General features: G+C 71.3%; 12 protein-coding genes. 4 read left to right on the top strand and 8 right to left on the bottom strand.

From position 1 onward, the window contains the following. Window positions 1-194 precede the first annotated feature (194 nt). On the bottom strand, window positions 195-635 hold the full coding sequence (locus tag G3I41_RS12155) for a DUF2000 domain-containing protein (RefSeq protein ID WP_164400218.1): 441 nt from the start codon (window positions 633-635) through the stop codon (window positions 195-197). An 88-nt stretch (window positions 636-723) separates the two neighbouring features. Here G3I41_RS12155 and G3I41_RS12150 point away from each other — a divergent pair, with 88 nt between their 5' ends. Next, the gene (locus tag G3I41_RS12150) at window positions 724-1545 is read left to right on the top strand and encodes an AraC family transcriptional regulator (protein ID WP_164400217.1); all 822 of its coding nucleotides are present in this window, start codon (window positions 724-726) and stop codon (window positions 1543-1545) included. On the opposite strand, the gene G3I41_RS12145 is transcribed toward G3I41_RS12150, so the two are convergent. The 4 genes from G3I41_RS12145 to G3I41_RS12130 all read right to left on the bottom strand — a co-directional run bounded on the left by G3I41_RS12145 (window position 1503) and on the right by G3I41_RS12130 (window position 5023). After that, the gene (locus G3I41_RS12145) at window positions 1503-2015 is read right to left on the bottom strand and encodes a DUF664 domain-containing protein (RefSeq protein ID WP_164400221.1); all 513 of its coding nucleotides are present in this window, start codon (window positions 2013-2015) and stop codon (window positions 1503-1505) included. The two genes, G3I41_RS12150 and G3I41_RS12145, sit on opposite strands and share 43 nt — an antisense overlap. A gap of 97 nt (window positions 2016-2112) precedes the next feature. After that, window positions 2113-4290: a discoidin domain-containing protein gene (locus G3I41_RS12140; RefSeq protein WP_164400216.1), complete on the bottom strand. Its 2178-nt coding sequence runs from the start codon at window positions 4288-4290 to the stop codon at window positions 2113-2115. Window positions 4291-4425: 135 nt separating this feature from the next. Then, window positions 4426-4746, bottom strand: a complete 321-nt coding sequence (locus tag G3I41_RS12135; RefSeq protein WP_164400215.1) for a YkvA family protein — start codon at window positions 4744-4746, stop codon at window positions 4426-4428. A gap of 22 nt (window positions 4747-4768) precedes the next feature. Next, complete coding sequence (locus G3I41_RS12130) at window positions 4769-5023, bottom strand: WhiB family transcriptional regulator (protein WP_164400214.1); 255 nt, start codon at window positions 5021-5023, stop codon at window positions 4769-4771. 219 nt (window positions 5024-5242) lie between these two features. Here G3I41_RS12130 and G3I41_RS12125 point away from each other — a divergent pair, with 219 nt between their 5' ends. Further along, on the top strand, window positions 5243-7300 hold the full coding sequence (locus G3I41_RS12125) for a SpoIIE family protein phosphatase (protein WP_164400220.1): 2058 nt from the start codon (window positions 5243-5245) through the stop codon (window positions 7298-7300). A 13-nt stretch (window positions 7301-7313) separates the two neighbouring features. Here G3I41_RS12125 and G3I41_RS12120 read toward each other — a convergent pair whose 3' ends face one another. Further along, window positions 7314-7775 (bottom strand): hypothetical protein, encoded by a 462-nt coding sequence (locus G3I41_RS12120; RefSeq protein ID WP_164400213.1) that lies wholly within the window; start codon window positions 7773-7775, stop codon window positions 7314-7316. 128 nt (window positions 7776-7903) lie between these two features. Between G3I41_RS12120 and G3I41_RS12115 the strand changes: the two genes are divergently transcribed. Next, window positions 7904-8806, top strand: a complete 903-nt coding sequence (locus G3I41_RS12115; RefSeq protein WP_164400212.1) for a carbohydrate kinase family protein — start codon at window positions 7904-7906, stop codon at window positions 8804-8806. A gap of 44 nt (window positions 8807-8850) precedes the next feature. Here the strand turns inward: G3I41_RS12115 and G3I41_RS12110 are convergent, their stop codons facing one another. Both G3I41_RS12110 and G3I41_RS12105 read right to left on the bottom strand, forming a co-directional pair. Next, window positions 8851-11847, bottom strand: a complete 2997-nt coding sequence (locus G3I41_RS12110; RefSeq protein ID WP_164400211.1) for a carbohydrate binding domain-containing protein — start codon at window positions 11845-11847, stop codon at window positions 8851-8853. A gap of 228 nt (window positions 11848-12075) precedes the next feature. Next, window positions 12076-12675 (bottom strand): TetR/AcrR family transcriptional regulator, encoded by a 600-nt coding sequence (locus G3I41_RS12105; protein ID WP_164400210.1) that lies wholly within the window; start codon window positions 12673-12675, stop codon window positions 12076-12078. A 159-nt stretch (window positions 12676-12834) separates the two neighbouring features. On the opposite strand from G3I41_RS12105, the gene G3I41_RS12100 reads away from it, so the two are divergent. Continuing rightward, entirely contained in the window at window positions 12835-15126 is a 2292-nt protein-coding gene (locus G3I41_RS12100; RefSeq protein ID WP_164400209.1) for a glycoside hydrolase family 3 N-terminal domain-containing protein, read from the top strand. Window positions 15127-15131 lie beyond the last annotated feature (5 nt).

Raw genomic sequence — 15131 nt, 5'->3', positions numbered from 1 at the left:
AGGAGGCCGGCGGGCGGGCGGCCGCCACGGCGGAGGCACACGGTCACCTGGAGCGGGCGCGGGCCTGCCTGGAGAGCGTTTCGTCGGCGCCCGACGCCCTGGAGGAGATGCTCACGCTGTTCCCGTACGTCGTGGACCGCACCCGGTGACGACGGCCGCGCCGCCTCTCGTTCCGGCGGGCGGCGCGGCCGTCGTCACCGGTGCATCGACGCACCCTTGAGGATCTTGTCCACCGCGTTGCGAGGCCCGTGCACCGCGATCCCGGCGAGGTCGAGTGAGGTCCGGTGCACCGCGCGGACCGCGGCGCGGTTGTCGCGGTCGTTGCCCGTCGCGAAGAGGTCCGAGGTGAACACGGACAGCGCGACGCCCCGGCCGACGGCACGGGTGTGGGCGGTGGTCAACATCTCCTTCGGACCCTCGAAGACCATGACCGGCTGGCGGAACATCGGCAGGTAAGGGGTGTCGTCCGCGTCGGTGTAGGGCGCGCCGATCAGTTCCGGGGCGACCGTGCCGAGACCGCTGACCAGGAAGGCGGTGACGTTCAGGCGCTGCCAGGTCTCCAGGTCGTTCCTCAGCAGCACGGCGATCTTGGTGTCGAAGCGTACGGGGGCGGGGGCGGTGGTCTCAGCTGTCATGCCCCGAGCCTGCCGGGCCGCCCGGGGCCCGGTCTTGTACGAACTTTGCACGTCGGGGAGCGGCGCCCGCCCGGCGTACGATCGGCCTATGGCCGCAGCACGTCCCGAGATCACCGCGTGGTCGCCGCCCGTGGAGGGGATCGCCGAGGTCTTCCACGCGCGTTTCACCGACCACGCGTACCCCATGCACACGCACGACGCCTGGACGCTGCTGGTCGTGGACGAGGGCATGGTGCGCTACGACCTGGACCACCACGAGCACGGTGTGCTCACCCACACGGTGACGCTCCTGCCGCCGCACGTCCCTCACAACGGTGCCGCGGCCACCCCCGAGGGCTTCCGCAAGCGCGTGCTGTACCTCGACACCGGTCAGGTGGACGAACGGCTGATCGGCCGGGCGGTGGACCGGCCGGTGCTGCACGACCCGGCGCTGCGCAGCCGTATCGACCGCCTCCACCGCACGCTCGCGGCCCCGGGCGACGAGCTGGAGGCGGCGAGCCGGCTCGCCCTGGTCGCGGAACGGCTCGAACAGCATCTGGGCGGCCGGGCCGGCTCCGCCCCGTACGTCCACGACGGCCGGCTCGCGCACCGGCTGCGCGAGCTCCTCGACGCGACCTACGTCGAGGGCATCACGCTCCAGGAGGCCGGTGCGCGGCTGCACGCCCATCACACCCATCTGGTAAGGGCGTTCAGCCGGGAGTTCGGGATGGCGCCGCACCAGTACGTCATGGGCAGGCGGGTCGACCTGGCGCGGCGGCTGCTGCTGCGCGGGGTCCCGGCCTCGGCGGTCGCCGCGTCGGCGGGTTTCTACGACCAGTCGCACCTGACCCGCCACTTCAAGCGGATCGTGGGTACGGGCCCGGGGCACTACGCGCGGCGTTCGAGCACTCCGCGTACGAAAGCGGCCTGACCCACGTGCTGGAGGTCGTCCGACAGTACGCTGACCAGCCGAACCCCCAGCGTGACGGGCGGGTCCCATCCCTCGTCCACGACGCGGCCCAGCGCATGACCGTCCAGGCCGCGGATGTAGGCGAGCGTGTTCTCGTGGACGGCGTCGTAGTAGCCCAGGAGCAGATCGGCCGAGTCCACGCGGACGGCCGCGACCTCCTCGCTGCTCTGCCCGTAGCCGGTGGCGTCGGCGGGGAGGGGCAGGTCGAAGCGGCCGGCCCAGTCCTGGGCGGTCCAGAGCTGTTCGGTGCCGGCCGCGTCCGCGATGTGGTCGTCCTGGACCCGGGTCAGGTGCCAGACGAGCCAGGCGATCGAGTTGGCGTCGTCGTCGAGCCGGGCGTGGAGGTCGTCGGGGTCCAGGCCCTCGACGGCCGCGTGCACGGTCTCCTGGATGCGGGTGTACCCCTCGGTCAGGATGTCGGTGACGTTCATGCGTTCAACCATGGCCGTTCCCCTTCCCCCGCGCGGCCACCGACACGCACCGGGGCGGGCGCCGGCGGGGACGTCCCCGCCGGCGCCCGCCCGCTCGTCAGCTGTAGATGCCGAACTCCCAGAGGGAGTAGCCCCACGCCGTGCCCCGCTGGGTGAGGTTGAGCTTCACGTAGCGGGCGGTCTGCGCGATGTCGAAGTCGTCGGCGTCACCGTTCCCGGTGGTCGTGGTGTACACCGACCGCCAGGAGTTGCCGTCGTCCGAGACCAGCACCTCGTAGGACTTGGCGTACGCCGGGTCCCACACCAGCTGGAGGTGGCGGAACGACTTCCGCTCGCCCAGGTCGACCTGGATGGACTGCGGGTCGCTCCAGTCGCTGGCCCACCGGGTGTCCAGCCGTCCGTCGGTCGCCATCGCCGCGGTGCAGGGGCAGCCGCTGCTGCCGGCCTGGGCGGAGGAGGCGGTGGCCGGGCGGCCGAGCGCGATGTTGGTGCCGCTGACCGGGGGCACCACGACCTTCACCGACTTGGTCTCGATGCCGGCGTTGCCGTGCCCGTCCTCGGCCTGGATGTACACCTTCCACACCCCGAGCCGCGCGGGCGCGGTCACCGCGAAGGTGCCGTTTCCGGTGGACCGCCAGTTGGCTTCCACCAGGGCCTTGTCACCGGTCGCGTAGTTGCCGCTCAGGTAGATCTTGTAGGTGACCGGGTCGTTGTCCGGGTCGCGGACGTCGGCGCGGACGGTGAACTCCTTGCCCGCGGGGGCGCCGCCGGCGTTCTGCACCGTCATGTCGCTGATGACGGGCGGGGTGTTGTCACCGGCGGTGGAGCCGCTGTACGCCTTCTTCAGGGCGTAGTACGAGAGCCGCTTCTTGCCGTCCGGCACCACGTTGAACCAGACGCCGCCGAAGTCGTGCTCGGTGCCGTAGTGGAAGAAGGTGGCGCCCAGTGCGACACCCTGGTGGGCGGTGACGCAGTTCCACGCCTTGGTGTACCCCTCGGCCTTCTGCACGTCGGTGGGCTCGTCGGGGATCCCGTTGGCGTCGTCCGGCACCTCCCACTCACCGGCCGGGCCGCCCTCGGTGATGATGTAGGGCTTGGTGTAGCCGCCGGTCTCCCAGGCGGTGCGGACCCCGCAGATGTCCCCGTAGGAGTTCATCGAGTACAGGTCGAGGTCGGGGGCGTTGCGCTTGTAGTAGGGCCAGGCACCGGTCCAGGCGTCGGTGGACGTCACGGGGTGGTCCGGGTCGATGGTGTGGATCTTCTTCGCGACGTCGTTGACGAAGCCGGTGTACGCGTTGCGCTGCTTCTCCAGCTCGTCACCGCTGTAGCAGTTCTGCAGCCCGAGCACCGACTCGTTGCCGACGTTCCACATGAGCACACCGGGGTGGCTCTTGTACGTGTCCACCCACTTGGCGAACTCGGTGAGCGAGGAGGACTTGTAGGCGTCGTCGGTCACGTAGTTGACGCAGCCGCCGCTGCCGGGGCCGCCGCCGGGCTGCAGCCAGAAGCCGCTGACCACGCGGATGCCGTTGGCCGCCGCCGCGTCGAGCAGCGGCTTGGAGGTGCCGTCGGTGCCCCAGGTGCGGATGGTGTTGACGCCCATGGACTTCAGGTCGGGCATGTAGCGCGCCGCGTCGTTGACGGACGGACCCCAGGTCAGGCCCTTCACCTGGTACGGCTTGCCGCCGACGGTGAGCTGCCAGTTGCCCTGCGAACCGGTGACGCGGACGGCTCCGCCGGTGCCGGGGTCCGGGTTGCCGGAGCCGGTGGTGCCGTACACCTGGAACTCCCACAGGGAGTAGCCGTAGCCGCCGGCGCGGGCGGTGCCGTGCATCCTGACGTAGCGGCCGGAACCGCTGACCGCGAGGTCGTCGGTACCGCCGTCGCCGTTGGTGACGGTCTTCAGGGTGCGCCAGTCGGACCCGTTGTCGGACGCCTGGATCTCGTACGCCTTACCGAAGGCGGACTCCCAGGTCAGGACGACCCTGCTGAGGCCGGCGGCGGCGCCCAGGTCCACCTGGAGCCACTGCGGGTCGCTCCACGCGCTGGCCCAGCGGGTGCCGGTGAGGTTGCCGTCCACGGCGGCCGAGGCCGCGTAGCCGGCACCCTCCGACGAGGACGCGGTGGCGGTCTTCCCCTGCGACAGCAGGGATTCCGCGGCCCGTGCGCCGGACGCGGTCAGCATGACCAGCGACGAGGCGACGAGGGCGAGAAGGGTGATCAGCAGCGTGCCCGCGCGGGGTCGCGCGGGCAGGGCTGAACCGGCTCTGTGCACATTCTCTCCTGGCGGAAGAGTGCGGGACGGGGATCCCGCGGCGGGTGGGAGAGCGCTCTCCCAGGAGAGTGACGTGTACTCGTCCAGCTGTCAACGATCAGAGCGCGCCGGGTTCGGCGGAAGGGGTGCGGCGCGCTACGGAACGAGGTTCTTCCTGGTCTCGGCGGGCTGCTCCCGCCGAGCGCCGACCCCTGCGGCCCGCGCCGCGCTGTGCAGCGAGCGCAGGGCCAGCAGGAGGAACCCGATGTCATCGAGGTAGACCGGGTCCGGCAGCAGGTCGACCGGCGACACGGTGTACAGCACCGCCGCCCAGACCAGCGCCTTGTTGTGCAGTGGGACACCGGCCTCGACCAGCAGTTTCCTGGCCTTGAGGACTCGTACCAGCAGGACGCCGGCGGTGGCCAGCATGAGCAGGCCGAGTACCGCGCCGACGATGATCCACGTCTTGGTGTCCATACTTCATCCTGCCTTGTCCGGCTTATCCGGAGCGGTGCGTCCGGTACCGGGTGCGTCGCTTCAGGGCGCGCCGCTCGTTCTCGCCGAGACCACCCCACACCCCGGCGTCCTGGTTGTTCTCCAGGGCCCACCGCAGGCATTCCTGCTGTACGGGGCAGCGTCGGCACACCGCTTTGGCCTCCTCGACCTGGACGAGCGCCGGGCCGCTGCTCCCGATGGGGAAGAACAGGTCCGGGTCCTCGTCGCGGCAGGCCGCGTGCATGCGCCAGTTATCCATGGACTCTCACTCCTGACGGTCGTGTGCGTCGCGTTTGCCTCGGTACGCTGCGGGTGACCGGCATTTCGCCCCCGAAACCCCGGTGGGCCTTCCTTCGCGTCCTCTTCACGTCCCTCGGAGCTGCGGGGGCGGCGGCTCAGGGGCGATCATGGGAGACGGCGGGCCTGCGTCGGGCACGGTGACGGCTGGGAAGGATCGTCCGTGGGCGGCACTGATGACATGCGGATCGGCTGGGGCGAGGCTCACCGGGCGGGCGCGCGCCGGGCGTCCGAGAGCGGTCTGCTCGACGTCCTCGGGGTCGCCGCGCTCGTCCTGGACACCCAGGGCCGCATCGTCCTGTGGAGCCCGCAGGCCGAACGGCTGCTGGGGTATTCCGCCGAGGAGGCGCTGGGCGAGTTCGCCGCCCGGGTGCTCGTCGACGAGGAGGACTTCGAGCTGGTGCTCCGCCTCTTCGGCCAGGTGATGGGGAGCGGCGAGGCGTGGGCCGGGGTCTTCCCCGTACGGCACAAGGACGGGACCACCCGGCTGCTGGAGTTCCGGAACATGCGGTTGCAGGACGACCGGGGTGACTACTACGCGCTGGGGCTGGCGGCCGACGGGGACGTGCTGCGCCGGGTGGAGCGGGATCTCGCGCTGTCGGTGGGCCTGGTCGACCAGTCGCCGATCGGGCTCGCGGTGCTGGACCCCGGTCTGCGCTTCCTGTCCGCCAACGCCGCGCTGGAACGGATGGACGGCGTGAGCGCCGCGGAGCACCTGGGGCGGCCGATGGGCGAGGCGCTGTCGTTCCTGGGCCCGGACGGCCTGGAGGCGGCCGCGCGGGAGGTTCTGGACAGCGGTGTGCCGCAGGTGTCGCGCCAGGTGGTCGGCCGCTCCCCCGCCGCACCGGACAGCGACCGCGCCTGGTCGGTGTCGCTGTACCGGCTGGACGACTCCGCGGGGCGGGTGCTGGGCATCGCCGCCTCGCTGATCGATGTCACCGACCGCCACCGCGCGGCGGCCGAGGCGGAGCGGGCCCGGCAGCACCTCGCGCTGATCGCCGACGCCTCGGTGCGCATCGGCACCACGCTCGACCTGGAGCAGACGGCCCTGGAGCTGGCCGAGGTCACGGTGCCGCAGCTCGCCGACGTCGCCGCGGTGGACGTGCTGGACAGCGTCCTGAAGGGGCGTCCCGGGCCGTCCGACGGTCCGCTCCTCATCCGGGCCCTCGCCGTCGTCGCCGCCCGGCCGACGCCCGTGGTGGAGGCGGCCGACCCACCGGGCCGGGCCGCCCGCTACGGTGCCGACCGCCTCGTCACCCGCTGCGTGCGGACGGCGCGGCCGGTGCGGGAGCCGTATCTCGACGCGGAGAAGCTGGCGAGGGTGGCCCGCGACGAGCGGTCGGCCGCCCTGCTGGCCGAGGCGGGCGCGCACTCGTACCTGGCGGTGCCGCTGATCGCGCGGGGCGAGGTGCTGGGGGCGATCGACCTGATCCGGACGGACAACCCGCTGCCGTTCACGGCGGAGGACGAGGCGCTGGCCGCCGAGCTGGCGGCCCGGGCCGCGGTCGGCATCGACAACGCCCGTCTCTACCGCCAGCAGCAGGAGACCGCGCTGACGCTTCAGCGCAGCATGCTGCCGCGCAACCATCACGACCCGGCGGGCCTCGACGTGGTGTCCCGGTACCGGCCGGCCGCCTCGCGCTACGAGGTCGGCGGGGACTGGTTCGACGTGATCGGGCTGCGCGACGGCGGGACCGCGCTGGTGGTGGGCGATGTGATGGGCAGCGGGATCAACGCGGCCACCACGATGGGGCGGCTGCGCACCGCGACCCAGACCCTGTCCCGGCTCTCCCTGGAGCCTGCCGAGGTGCTGGGGCACCTGGACGAGATCACCGCCGGCCTGGACCCGTGGTTCGCCACCTGTGTCTACGCGGTGTACGACCCGGGTGCCGGGCGGTGCCGGGTGTCCACGGCCGGGCATCTGCCGCCGGTGCTGATCCCGGAGGGCGGTGAGCCGGTGCTGCTGGATCTCCCGGCCGGGGCGCCGCTGGGGGTGGGCGGGGTGCCGTTCAGCGATGTCACGGTCCCGCTCGGCCCGGGCGACCGGCTGGTGCTGTACACGGACGGCCTGGTGGAGACCCGGGACGACGACATCGACAGCCGCCTGGAGACGCTGCTGGGGCTGCTCCGCACCCCGGACGCGTCGCTCGACGCGACGTGCGACCGGCTGCTGCGGGAGCTGCGGGACCCGGACGGCCACGACGACGTGGCGCTGCTGATGGCCCGGGTCCACGCGTGACGGCGGCGTGGGGTCAGTGCGCGCACCTGCGTCGGGTGCGGCACTTCGCGGTGGCGCGGACGCGGTTGCCGCCGGCGCCGAGGAAGCCCAGGCCGATGCCCAGCATCCAGGAGTCCTTGGCGAGCGCGATGCCGTCCTGCGTCGGCCGGAGGCTGCCGGGCTCCCGCATGCCGGGGGTCCGCAGGTAGAGGCCGAAGAGACCACCGGAGAACCCGGTGAGGAGCAGCCCGGCGAGCCGGGTCGGTACGAAGGGCGCCAGCAGGGTGGCGCCGACCGCGATCTCGGAGCAGGCGAGCAACCGGGTGAACCGGGCGGGCTCCAGCTTGCCGAGGAACGGGTAGGCGTTGCTGGCCATACCGTGCAGCCCCTGGGCGGTCCCCTCGTCGGCCTTGAGCTTGCCGAGGCCGGAGTTGAGGATGAAGGCGCCGGTGGCGAGGCGCGGCGGGATATCGCGCGGTTCGGGCAACAGCATCATGGCGTGAGCCTCCATGGGACAGGTTGTCGGCCCCCGGTCGAGCCTAGCCAGCGGGGGTCCCGGGCGCGCGTCGAACGGCCGGGCGGGTGGGCGATACTGAGCGCGGCGGGTACGCGAGAGGGGGCTCAGTGGTCCAACAGCCAACGGAATACGACATCGTGGTGGTCGGCGGCAGCGGGGTGGACACGATCGTCCGCGTCGACGCCCTGCCGGTCCCGGCGGCCGACTCGGTGCTGGTCGGCCCGATCCGGGAGTGGCCCGGCCAGACCGGCGGGAACGTGGCGCTCGGCGCCCGTGCGCTGGGGCTCGGTGTGGTGTTCCTCGACTGCATCGGTGACGACTGGACCGGGACGCAGGTGCGCGAGCGACTGGCCGAGGGGGACGTGGAGTTCCATGCGGTGATCTCCCCGGCCGGGACCCGGCGTGCGGTGAACCTGGTGGACGCGACGGGGCGGCGGATGTCGTTCTACGACGCCCGGGACCCGGAGGACCTGCGGATGCCGCGGGAGTTCTACCTGCCCCGGCTGCGGCGGGCCCGCCATGTCCATCTGTCGATCACGAACTTCACCCGGTTCCTGTACGACGACATCGAGGCGCTGGGGGTGCCGGTCTCCACGGATCTGCACGACTGGGACGGGCGGAGCGACCATCAGCGGGAGTTCGCCCTCCGGTCCGATCTGGTCTTCTTCAGCGCGGCGGCGACCGGGGAGCACGCGCCCGCGCTGATGCGGGAGATCCTGCGTGAGGGCCGGGCCACGACGGTGGTGGCCACGGCGGGCGCGGAGGGCTCGTACCTCCTCACCCGCGACGGCGGCGACGAGCCGGTGCACATCGCGGCGGTCGCGCCGCCGGCGCCCGTGGTCGACAGCAACGGCGCGGGCGACGCGTTCGTCACCGGTTTCCTGTACGGCAGGCTGGACGGGCGTGAGCCGGCGGAGTGCGCCCGGCTGGGGGCGGTGGCGGGTGCCTTCGCGTGTACGGCTCCGGGGTCGACGGCCGTGATCGGCCGGGCGGAGCTGCTGGGCGTGTGACGGCGTGCGGGCGCCCCGGCCGACGGGGCACCCGCACGTACGGGCTACTTCAGGTAGGGGCCCGCGGTGCCGATCTTCCCGGGGCCGTTCAGCACGTACACGCGCATGTTGCCCTTGCCCGGGGCGTCGACGGTGAGCTTTCCGTCGGTGACGACCCGGGTGTCACCGGTGACGGCGTCCTTGTAGGTGCCGTTGGGGATGCCGGTGTACGAGGCGCCGCCCGTGACGGTGACCAGGGCGAAGCTGTCGGTCGATCCGCTGGTGTAGCGGCGCTTGTAGGCCATCTGGCCGCTGATGCCCTCGGTGGAGTACTGGCCCATCTGGAGGGCGGGCACGGCCCGGCGGATCAGGTTGAGCCGCTGGAGGTGCTTGACCAGGGGCTTGGCGAGGGTGTTGGCGACCTCACCGGACGCGGAGTCGACCTGTGAGAACTCCGAGGCGGTGACGCTGCCCGCGAGGTGGTCCCCGTAGTAGGCGCGGCCGGTGGAGGCCAGGGGGCAGGTGGGGCCGCAGTCGATCTTCTTGCCGGCCTGGAACTCGATCTCCGATCCGTAGTAGAGGGTGGGGATGCCGCGGAACGTCCACATCAGGGACATGTTCTCGGCCCAGGCGTCGGTGCCTCCCGCGTAGCGTTCGCCGCTCTTGTTGGGCCCGTAGTCGTGGCTGTCGACGTAGACGACGTTGTAGGTGGCGTCGTTGGTGGAATCGTCGGAGTCCTTGCCGTTGTTGAACGCGTTGGTGGCGTCACCGAAGTTCATGTGCATGCGCATGTCGATGATGTTCATGCCGGAGAACCGGCTGTGGTCCGGGGTGTGGTAGCTGTTCCCGTCCAGGAAGGCGTTGGTGGAGGTCGGCTGGTCGCCGGTGCCGAGCTTCTCCTCGTACGCGTACATCTCCAGGGCGGCCTTGGTGTCGTCGGCGTCGTACTCCCGGCGTTCCTTCCAGGTGAAGAACTGCGCCGAGTGGTTGACCGAGCCGCGGTTCCACTTGTCGTTGACGAAGGCGCCGACCTCGCCGAAGACGAGGAAGTTCTTCGCCGCCTCGGCGCCGAACCGCTGAGTGACCCGCTCCTGGATCGCGGGGAGAAAGCGGCGGTTCCAGGTGGTGCGCGGGATGTGCACCGCGGTGTCGACGCGGAAGCCGTCCACGCCCATGTCGATGTACTTGTCGTAGGCGCCGATCAGGTAGTTCTGCACCGGTGCGGACTCGGTGTTGAAGTCGGCCAGGTCCTCGTGGAGCCAGCAGGAGCGGGAGTCCTCGCCCTCCCAGTTGCCGAGCCAGCAGGTGTGGTAGTACTCCTTCGGGAACATCCCGGTTGTGGGGTTGGGCCACTGGCAGTTGTAGATGGTGTAGCCCTCGGCGGACTTGCCGCCGGTCGGCTTGCCCCAGTTGAGGCACGTGTTGCCCGCGGGTTCGGCCGTGGACCACATGTCGCCGTTGTAGTAGGACTTGCCGCTCTTGGGTTCGACGGTGAGTCCGTCGTACTCGAAGCCCTCGTTCTTCTCGTCGTAGTACCAGCTCCACTGCGTGTCACGGACGCCGTAGACGGTCGGCGTGAACAGGCCCTTGGCACCCCAGCGCGAGGAGTGGTTGTAGACGACGTCCTGGTAGATCTTGATGCCCTTGGCGTGGGCGGCGTTGATGAGGTCCTGGTAGGAGGCTCCGGCGGACTCCAGGCGGGGGTCGACCTTGTAGAAGTCGTAGCCGTGGTAGCCGTGGTAGTCGTAGTCGGACCGGTTCAGGACGACCGGGGTGATCCAGACCGCCGAGAAGCCGAGCCCCTTGATGTAGTCCAGCTTGTTGACCAGGCCCTTGAAGTCCCCCCGGAACATGGGATCGTCGTTGGCGGCGTTGCCGGACTTCACGTCCTGGCTGCCGCCCCGGTTGTTGCTCGCGTCACCGTCGTTGAAGCGGGCGGTGAGGACGAAGTAGATCGGGTCCTTGCGGGGGTCGGTGCCCAGCGGTGTGCCCTGGGCCGCCGCGGGCGGTTTGTCACCGGTGGTCGCCTTCGCGGGCGCGGAGGCGGCGGAGGTGTTGCCCGCCGCGTCGACCGCCTTGACGGTGTAGGTGTAGGTGGTGTGCTCCTCCAGACCGGATTCGGAGAGCACGGTGGAGGTCACATCGGTGACGAGGCTGCCTTTCGTGCCGCCTGTGCGGGTGACCTGGTAGCGAGTCACCCCGGTGTCGTCCGTGGAGGGTTCCCAGCTGAGCACGACCGCGACGCCGTCGGCCTCCGCCGTGACCGCCGAGGGGGCGGTGGGCGCCTCGTTGTCGGCGGGTGCGGTGGCGCACGGGTCCGAGGCGTCCTCGAGGACCGCGCGGTCCTTCACGGTGCTGAGACCCGCCGTGATCGTGTAGTCGCCGCCGTTGTTGTTGTCCCAGACGCCGTTGCCGTTGTTGAACGCGGCCTTCATGGAGGTCGCGGCGCCGAGGTCGACCGTCTTCCTCATCCAGCCGGTGCAGGCCGGTTCCATGCCGACGCCGGGCACGGCGGTCCAGGAACCTCCGGCGGGCCGGTAGTGCAGGTTGGTGGTCGTCCAGCCGACGGTGGCGGTGGAGTAGTACACCGAGGCGGTGTGCGCCGCGTCGGTCGGAGTGGGGCTCGGGTCGGGATCACCGCTGTCCGCGCAGGGATCGCTGTGGGCGACGACCCCGTCCTTGACGGTGATGTTCCCGCTGCCCAGGTCGTAGTTCTTGCCTCCGTTGTTGTCCCAGACCCCCGAGCTGTTGTTGAAGGTCGCCTGGATGCCCTCGGCTCCGGAGAGCGGGACGGTCTTCTTGACCCAGTCGGTGCAGGCGGCGTCCATGGCCACCCCGGGCACGGTCGTCCACGCACCGCCGTCGGGGGCGTAATGCAGGTTGTAGGCGGCCCAGTTCTTCGTCTTGGTGTAGTAGAAGACGGTCGTCGTCGCGTCGGCGGCGGCGACGGGCCGCGCGTCGAGACCGGTGTCCGGCAGTGCGGTGAGCAGCCCGAACACCGCGGCGGCGGCAGCGGCGGACGCCAGGGTGCGTCTCAGCAGCCGGTGGGCGTTGCGTTTCATGGTGTCTCCAGGGAAGGGCCACGACGGCGGCGAAGCCGTGGCGTCCGATGCGCGGGAGGTGGGGCCCGCGCGATCCCGCCGGAGACCCTGACGCGCCTCAAGGTCCGAGCGAGCTTGTAAATCAAGCCGGAATGTTGCTGCAATCTCTTGCAGCAGGGAAGTTACCGGCACATGACAAGCCCGTAAAGAGGTGTGGAGGCGCCGTCTCGCGACGCCGGCCCCGTCGGCTCAGAACGCAACCGTCAACTGCGCCTGCACATGCGCGTGCAGGACCCCGGCCATGTCGGTCGCGCCGTCGCCGAGCAGCCATTGGATCTGCAGTCCGTCCATCAGCGCGATGAGCTGCTGCGCCGCCTCCCGCGGGTCGATGTCCTCGCGCAGCACGCCCTGCTCGCGCGCCTCGGTGTACGAGACCGCCGTGGACAGCACCGAGCACCGGTACCGCTCCACGAAGTAGGCGTGGGCCGGGTGGTCGGCCGAGGTGGCCTCGGCCGACAGCACGCAGAACAGCTCGACTATGCCGCGCCGCTCCGCGTTGAGCGCCGCGAGTCCGACCAGCCGGCGCAGCCGGTCGACGCCGGTGGGGCGGCCCGCCTCCAGCCACTGGCCGTCCACGGCGTCGCGGTGTTCCAGGACGGCGAGCAGCAGGGATTCCTTGGTCGGGAAGTGGTGCAGCAGTCCGGGATGCGAGATGCCGCAGCGGGTGGCGATCACCCGCAGCGAGGCGCCCCGGTAGCCGGCCTCACCGAACATGGTCATGGCCTGGTCGAGGATTTCCCCGCGTTTCGCCCGGCCCTTCGCGTATCCACGCCGCTCATCGCCGGTCACTCGGCACGCTCCCCGGTGGTCTCGGCCGCCCTGGCCGCACATGTTCGCATGCTACTTACTTACCACTAGGTCGGTATTCGGCGTACGGTGGTCCCCGGAGCGTGCCGCCTCCGCGCACCGCCCGATGAGAACGTCGCCGACGTCGTGAAAGGAAAGCCCGTGGGCTCCTCCCTGCCCTATCTCGACCCCCGCCTGTCCATTCCGGAGCGCGTCTCGGATCTGCTGGGCCGGATGACGCTGCCCGAGAAGGTCGGCCAGATGCTCCAGCTGAACGCCAAGGACGGGGTACGGCAGCACATCGAGGACATGCACGCGGGCTCCATCCTGCACGCCTCGCCGGAACGCGTCCTGGAGGCGGCCGAGCTGACCCGCCGGACCCGGCTGGGCATCCCGCTCCTGGTCGCCGAGGACTGCATCCACGGGCACTCGTTCTGGGAGGGCGCCACCATCTTCCCGACGCAGCTGGGGATGGCCGCGAGCTGGGACCCGGAGCTGCTGGAGCGCGTGGCGCGGGCGACCGCCGTCGAGGTGGCCGCGACCGGGGTGCACTGGACGTTCTCGCCGGTGCTGTGCATCACCCGGGACCTGCGCTGGGGGCGGGTCAGCGAGACGTTCGGCGAGGACCCCTTCCTCATCGGCGAGCTGGCGTCGGCGATGGTGCGCGGCTACCAGGGCGACGGGCTGGACGACCCGACGGCGATCCTGGCGTGCGCCAAGCACTTCGCGGGGTACTCGGAGACCCAGGGCGGCCGGGACGCGAGCGAGGCCGACATCTCGCGCCGCAAGCTGCGCTCCTGGTTCCTGCCGCCGTTCGAGCGGGTCGCCAAGGAGGGCTGCCGTACGTTCATGCTGGGCTACCAGTCGATGGACGGCGTCCCCGTCACCGTCAACAACTGGCTGCTCAACGAGGTGCTGCGCGGCGAGTGGGGCTACACCGGCACGCTGGTGACCGACTGGGACAACGTCGGGCGCATGGTGTGGGAGCAGAAGGTGTACGCCGACCACACCCAGGCGGCGGCCGCCGCGGTCCGGGCGGGCAACGACATGGTGATGACCACGCCCGACTTCTTCGAGGGGGCGCAGCAAGCCGTGGCGGCCGGACGGCTCGCCGAGGCGGACGTCGACGCGGCGGTCGCGCGCATCCTCACGCTCAAGTTCGAGCTGGGCCTGTTCGAGAACCCGCGCCACCCCGACCGGGAACGGCAGCGGGCGGTCATCGGCAGCGCCGGGCACGCCGAGCTGAACCTGGAGGCGGCCCGCCGCTCGCTGGTGCTGCTGGCCAACGACGGCACCCTGCCTCTGGACGGCGGCTTCGAGGCCGGGGCGGACGGGCGGGCGGTCGCGGACGCCGGCGCGGCACCGCGTACGGTCGCCGTGATCGGTCCCAACGCCGATGACGCGCAGACCCAGCTCGGGGACTGGGCGGGCTCCTCCGGCCAGGCGGACTGGCTGCCGGACGGCCATCCGCGCGCCATGATCCGTACCGTCCTCGACGGCTTCCGGGAGCATGTGCCGGCCGGCTGGACCGTCACCCACGCGCGCGGCGCCGACATCCTGACGGTGGGCCCGGACCCGGAGGGCGCCTTCTTCCCGGACGGGCAGCCGCGCCCCGAGATCGTCGTCCCGTGCGAACCGTCCGGCGACCTGATCGCGGAGGCGGTCGCCGCCGCCGAGGCCGCCGACCATGTCGTCGCCGTGGTGGGCGACCGCATCGAGCTGATCGGTGAGGGCCGCTCGACCGCGACCCTGGAGCTGATCGGCGGCCAGATCGCGCTGCTGGACGCGCTCGCCGCGACGGGCAAGCCGTTCACCGTGGTCGTCATCGCCTCGAAACCGCTGGTGCTGCCGCCGTCCGCGTACCGCGCGTCGGCCATCGTGTACGCCTTCAACCCCGGCATGCAGGGTGGCCGTGCGGTCGCCGAGCTGGTACTCGGGCTCGTCGAACCGTCCGGGCGGCTGCCCGTGTCCTTCGCGCGCCATGCCGGGCAGCAGCCCACGTACTACAACCAGCTGCGCGGCCAGCACGGTTCGCGGTACGCGGACCTGACCCAGCGGCCCGCGTTCGCCTTCGGCGAGGGCCTGAGCTACACGACCGTCGCCTACACGGACCTGGAGGTGCTGACCGATGTCCTGGGCGCGGGCGACACGCTGCGGGCGCGCGTCACGGTGAGCAACACCGGCGGACGCCCCGCGCTGGAGACCGTACAGGCGTACGTGAGTGACCTGGTGACCTCCGTGACGTGGGCGGAGAAGGAGCTGAAGACCTACCGGCAGATCCGGCTGGCTCCGGGCGAGTCGCGCGAGGTGACGATCGAACTGCCGGTCGCCGCGTGCGCCCTGGTGGACGCCGAGGGTCTGCGGGTCGTGGAGCCGGGGGCCTTCGAGCTGCTCGTCGGTCCGTCGTCGCGCGACGACGATCTGCTGCGGGCGGGCTTCACCGTCAAGGGCTGACCCGT

Source organism: Streptomyces sp. SID9727 (assembly GCF_010550605.1).
GTDB lineage: Bacteria > Actinomycetota > Actinomycetes > Streptomycetales > Streptomycetaceae > Streptomyces.
Note: the sequence above shows the minus strand (reverse complement) of the source record. Positions and strands in the feature narration are given on the sequence as shown.

What these genes read in the sequence shown, in the direction of transcription:
- G3I41_RS12145 (WP_164400221.1), bottom strand. Translation starts at nt 2,015, where the DNA reads ATGAACGTCACCGACATCCTGACCGAGGGGTACACCCGCATCCAGGAG.
- G3I41_RS12110 (WP_164400211.1), bottom strand. Translation starts at nt 11,847, where the DNA reads ATGAAACGCAACGCCCACCGGCTGCTGAGACGCACCCTGGCGTCCGCC.
- G3I41_RS12120 (WP_164400213.1), bottom strand. Translation starts at nt 7,775, where the DNA reads ATGATGCTGTTGCCCGAACCGCGCGATATCCCGCCGCGCCTCGCCACC.
- G3I41_RS12155 (WP_164400218.1), bottom strand. Translation starts at nt 635, where the DNA reads ATGACAGCTGAGACCACCGCCCCCGCCCCCGTACGCTTCGACACCAAG.
- G3I41_RS12135 (WP_164400215.1), bottom strand. Translation starts at nt 4,746, where the DNA reads ATGGACACCAAGACGTGGATCATCGTCGGCGCGGTACTCGGCCTGCTC.
- G3I41_RS12130 (WP_164400214.1), bottom strand. Translation starts at nt 5,023, where the DNA reads ATGGATAACTGGCGCATGCACGCGGCCTGCCGCGACGAGGACCCGGAC.
- G3I41_RS12150 (WP_164400217.1), top strand. Translation starts at nt 724, where the DNA reads ATGGCCGCAGCACGTCCCGAGATCACCGCGTGGTCGCCGCCCGTGGAG.
- G3I41_RS12125 (WP_164400220.1), top strand. Translation starts at nt 5,243, where the DNA reads ATGCGGATCGGCTGGGGCGAGGCTCACCGGGCGGGCGCGCGCCGGGCG.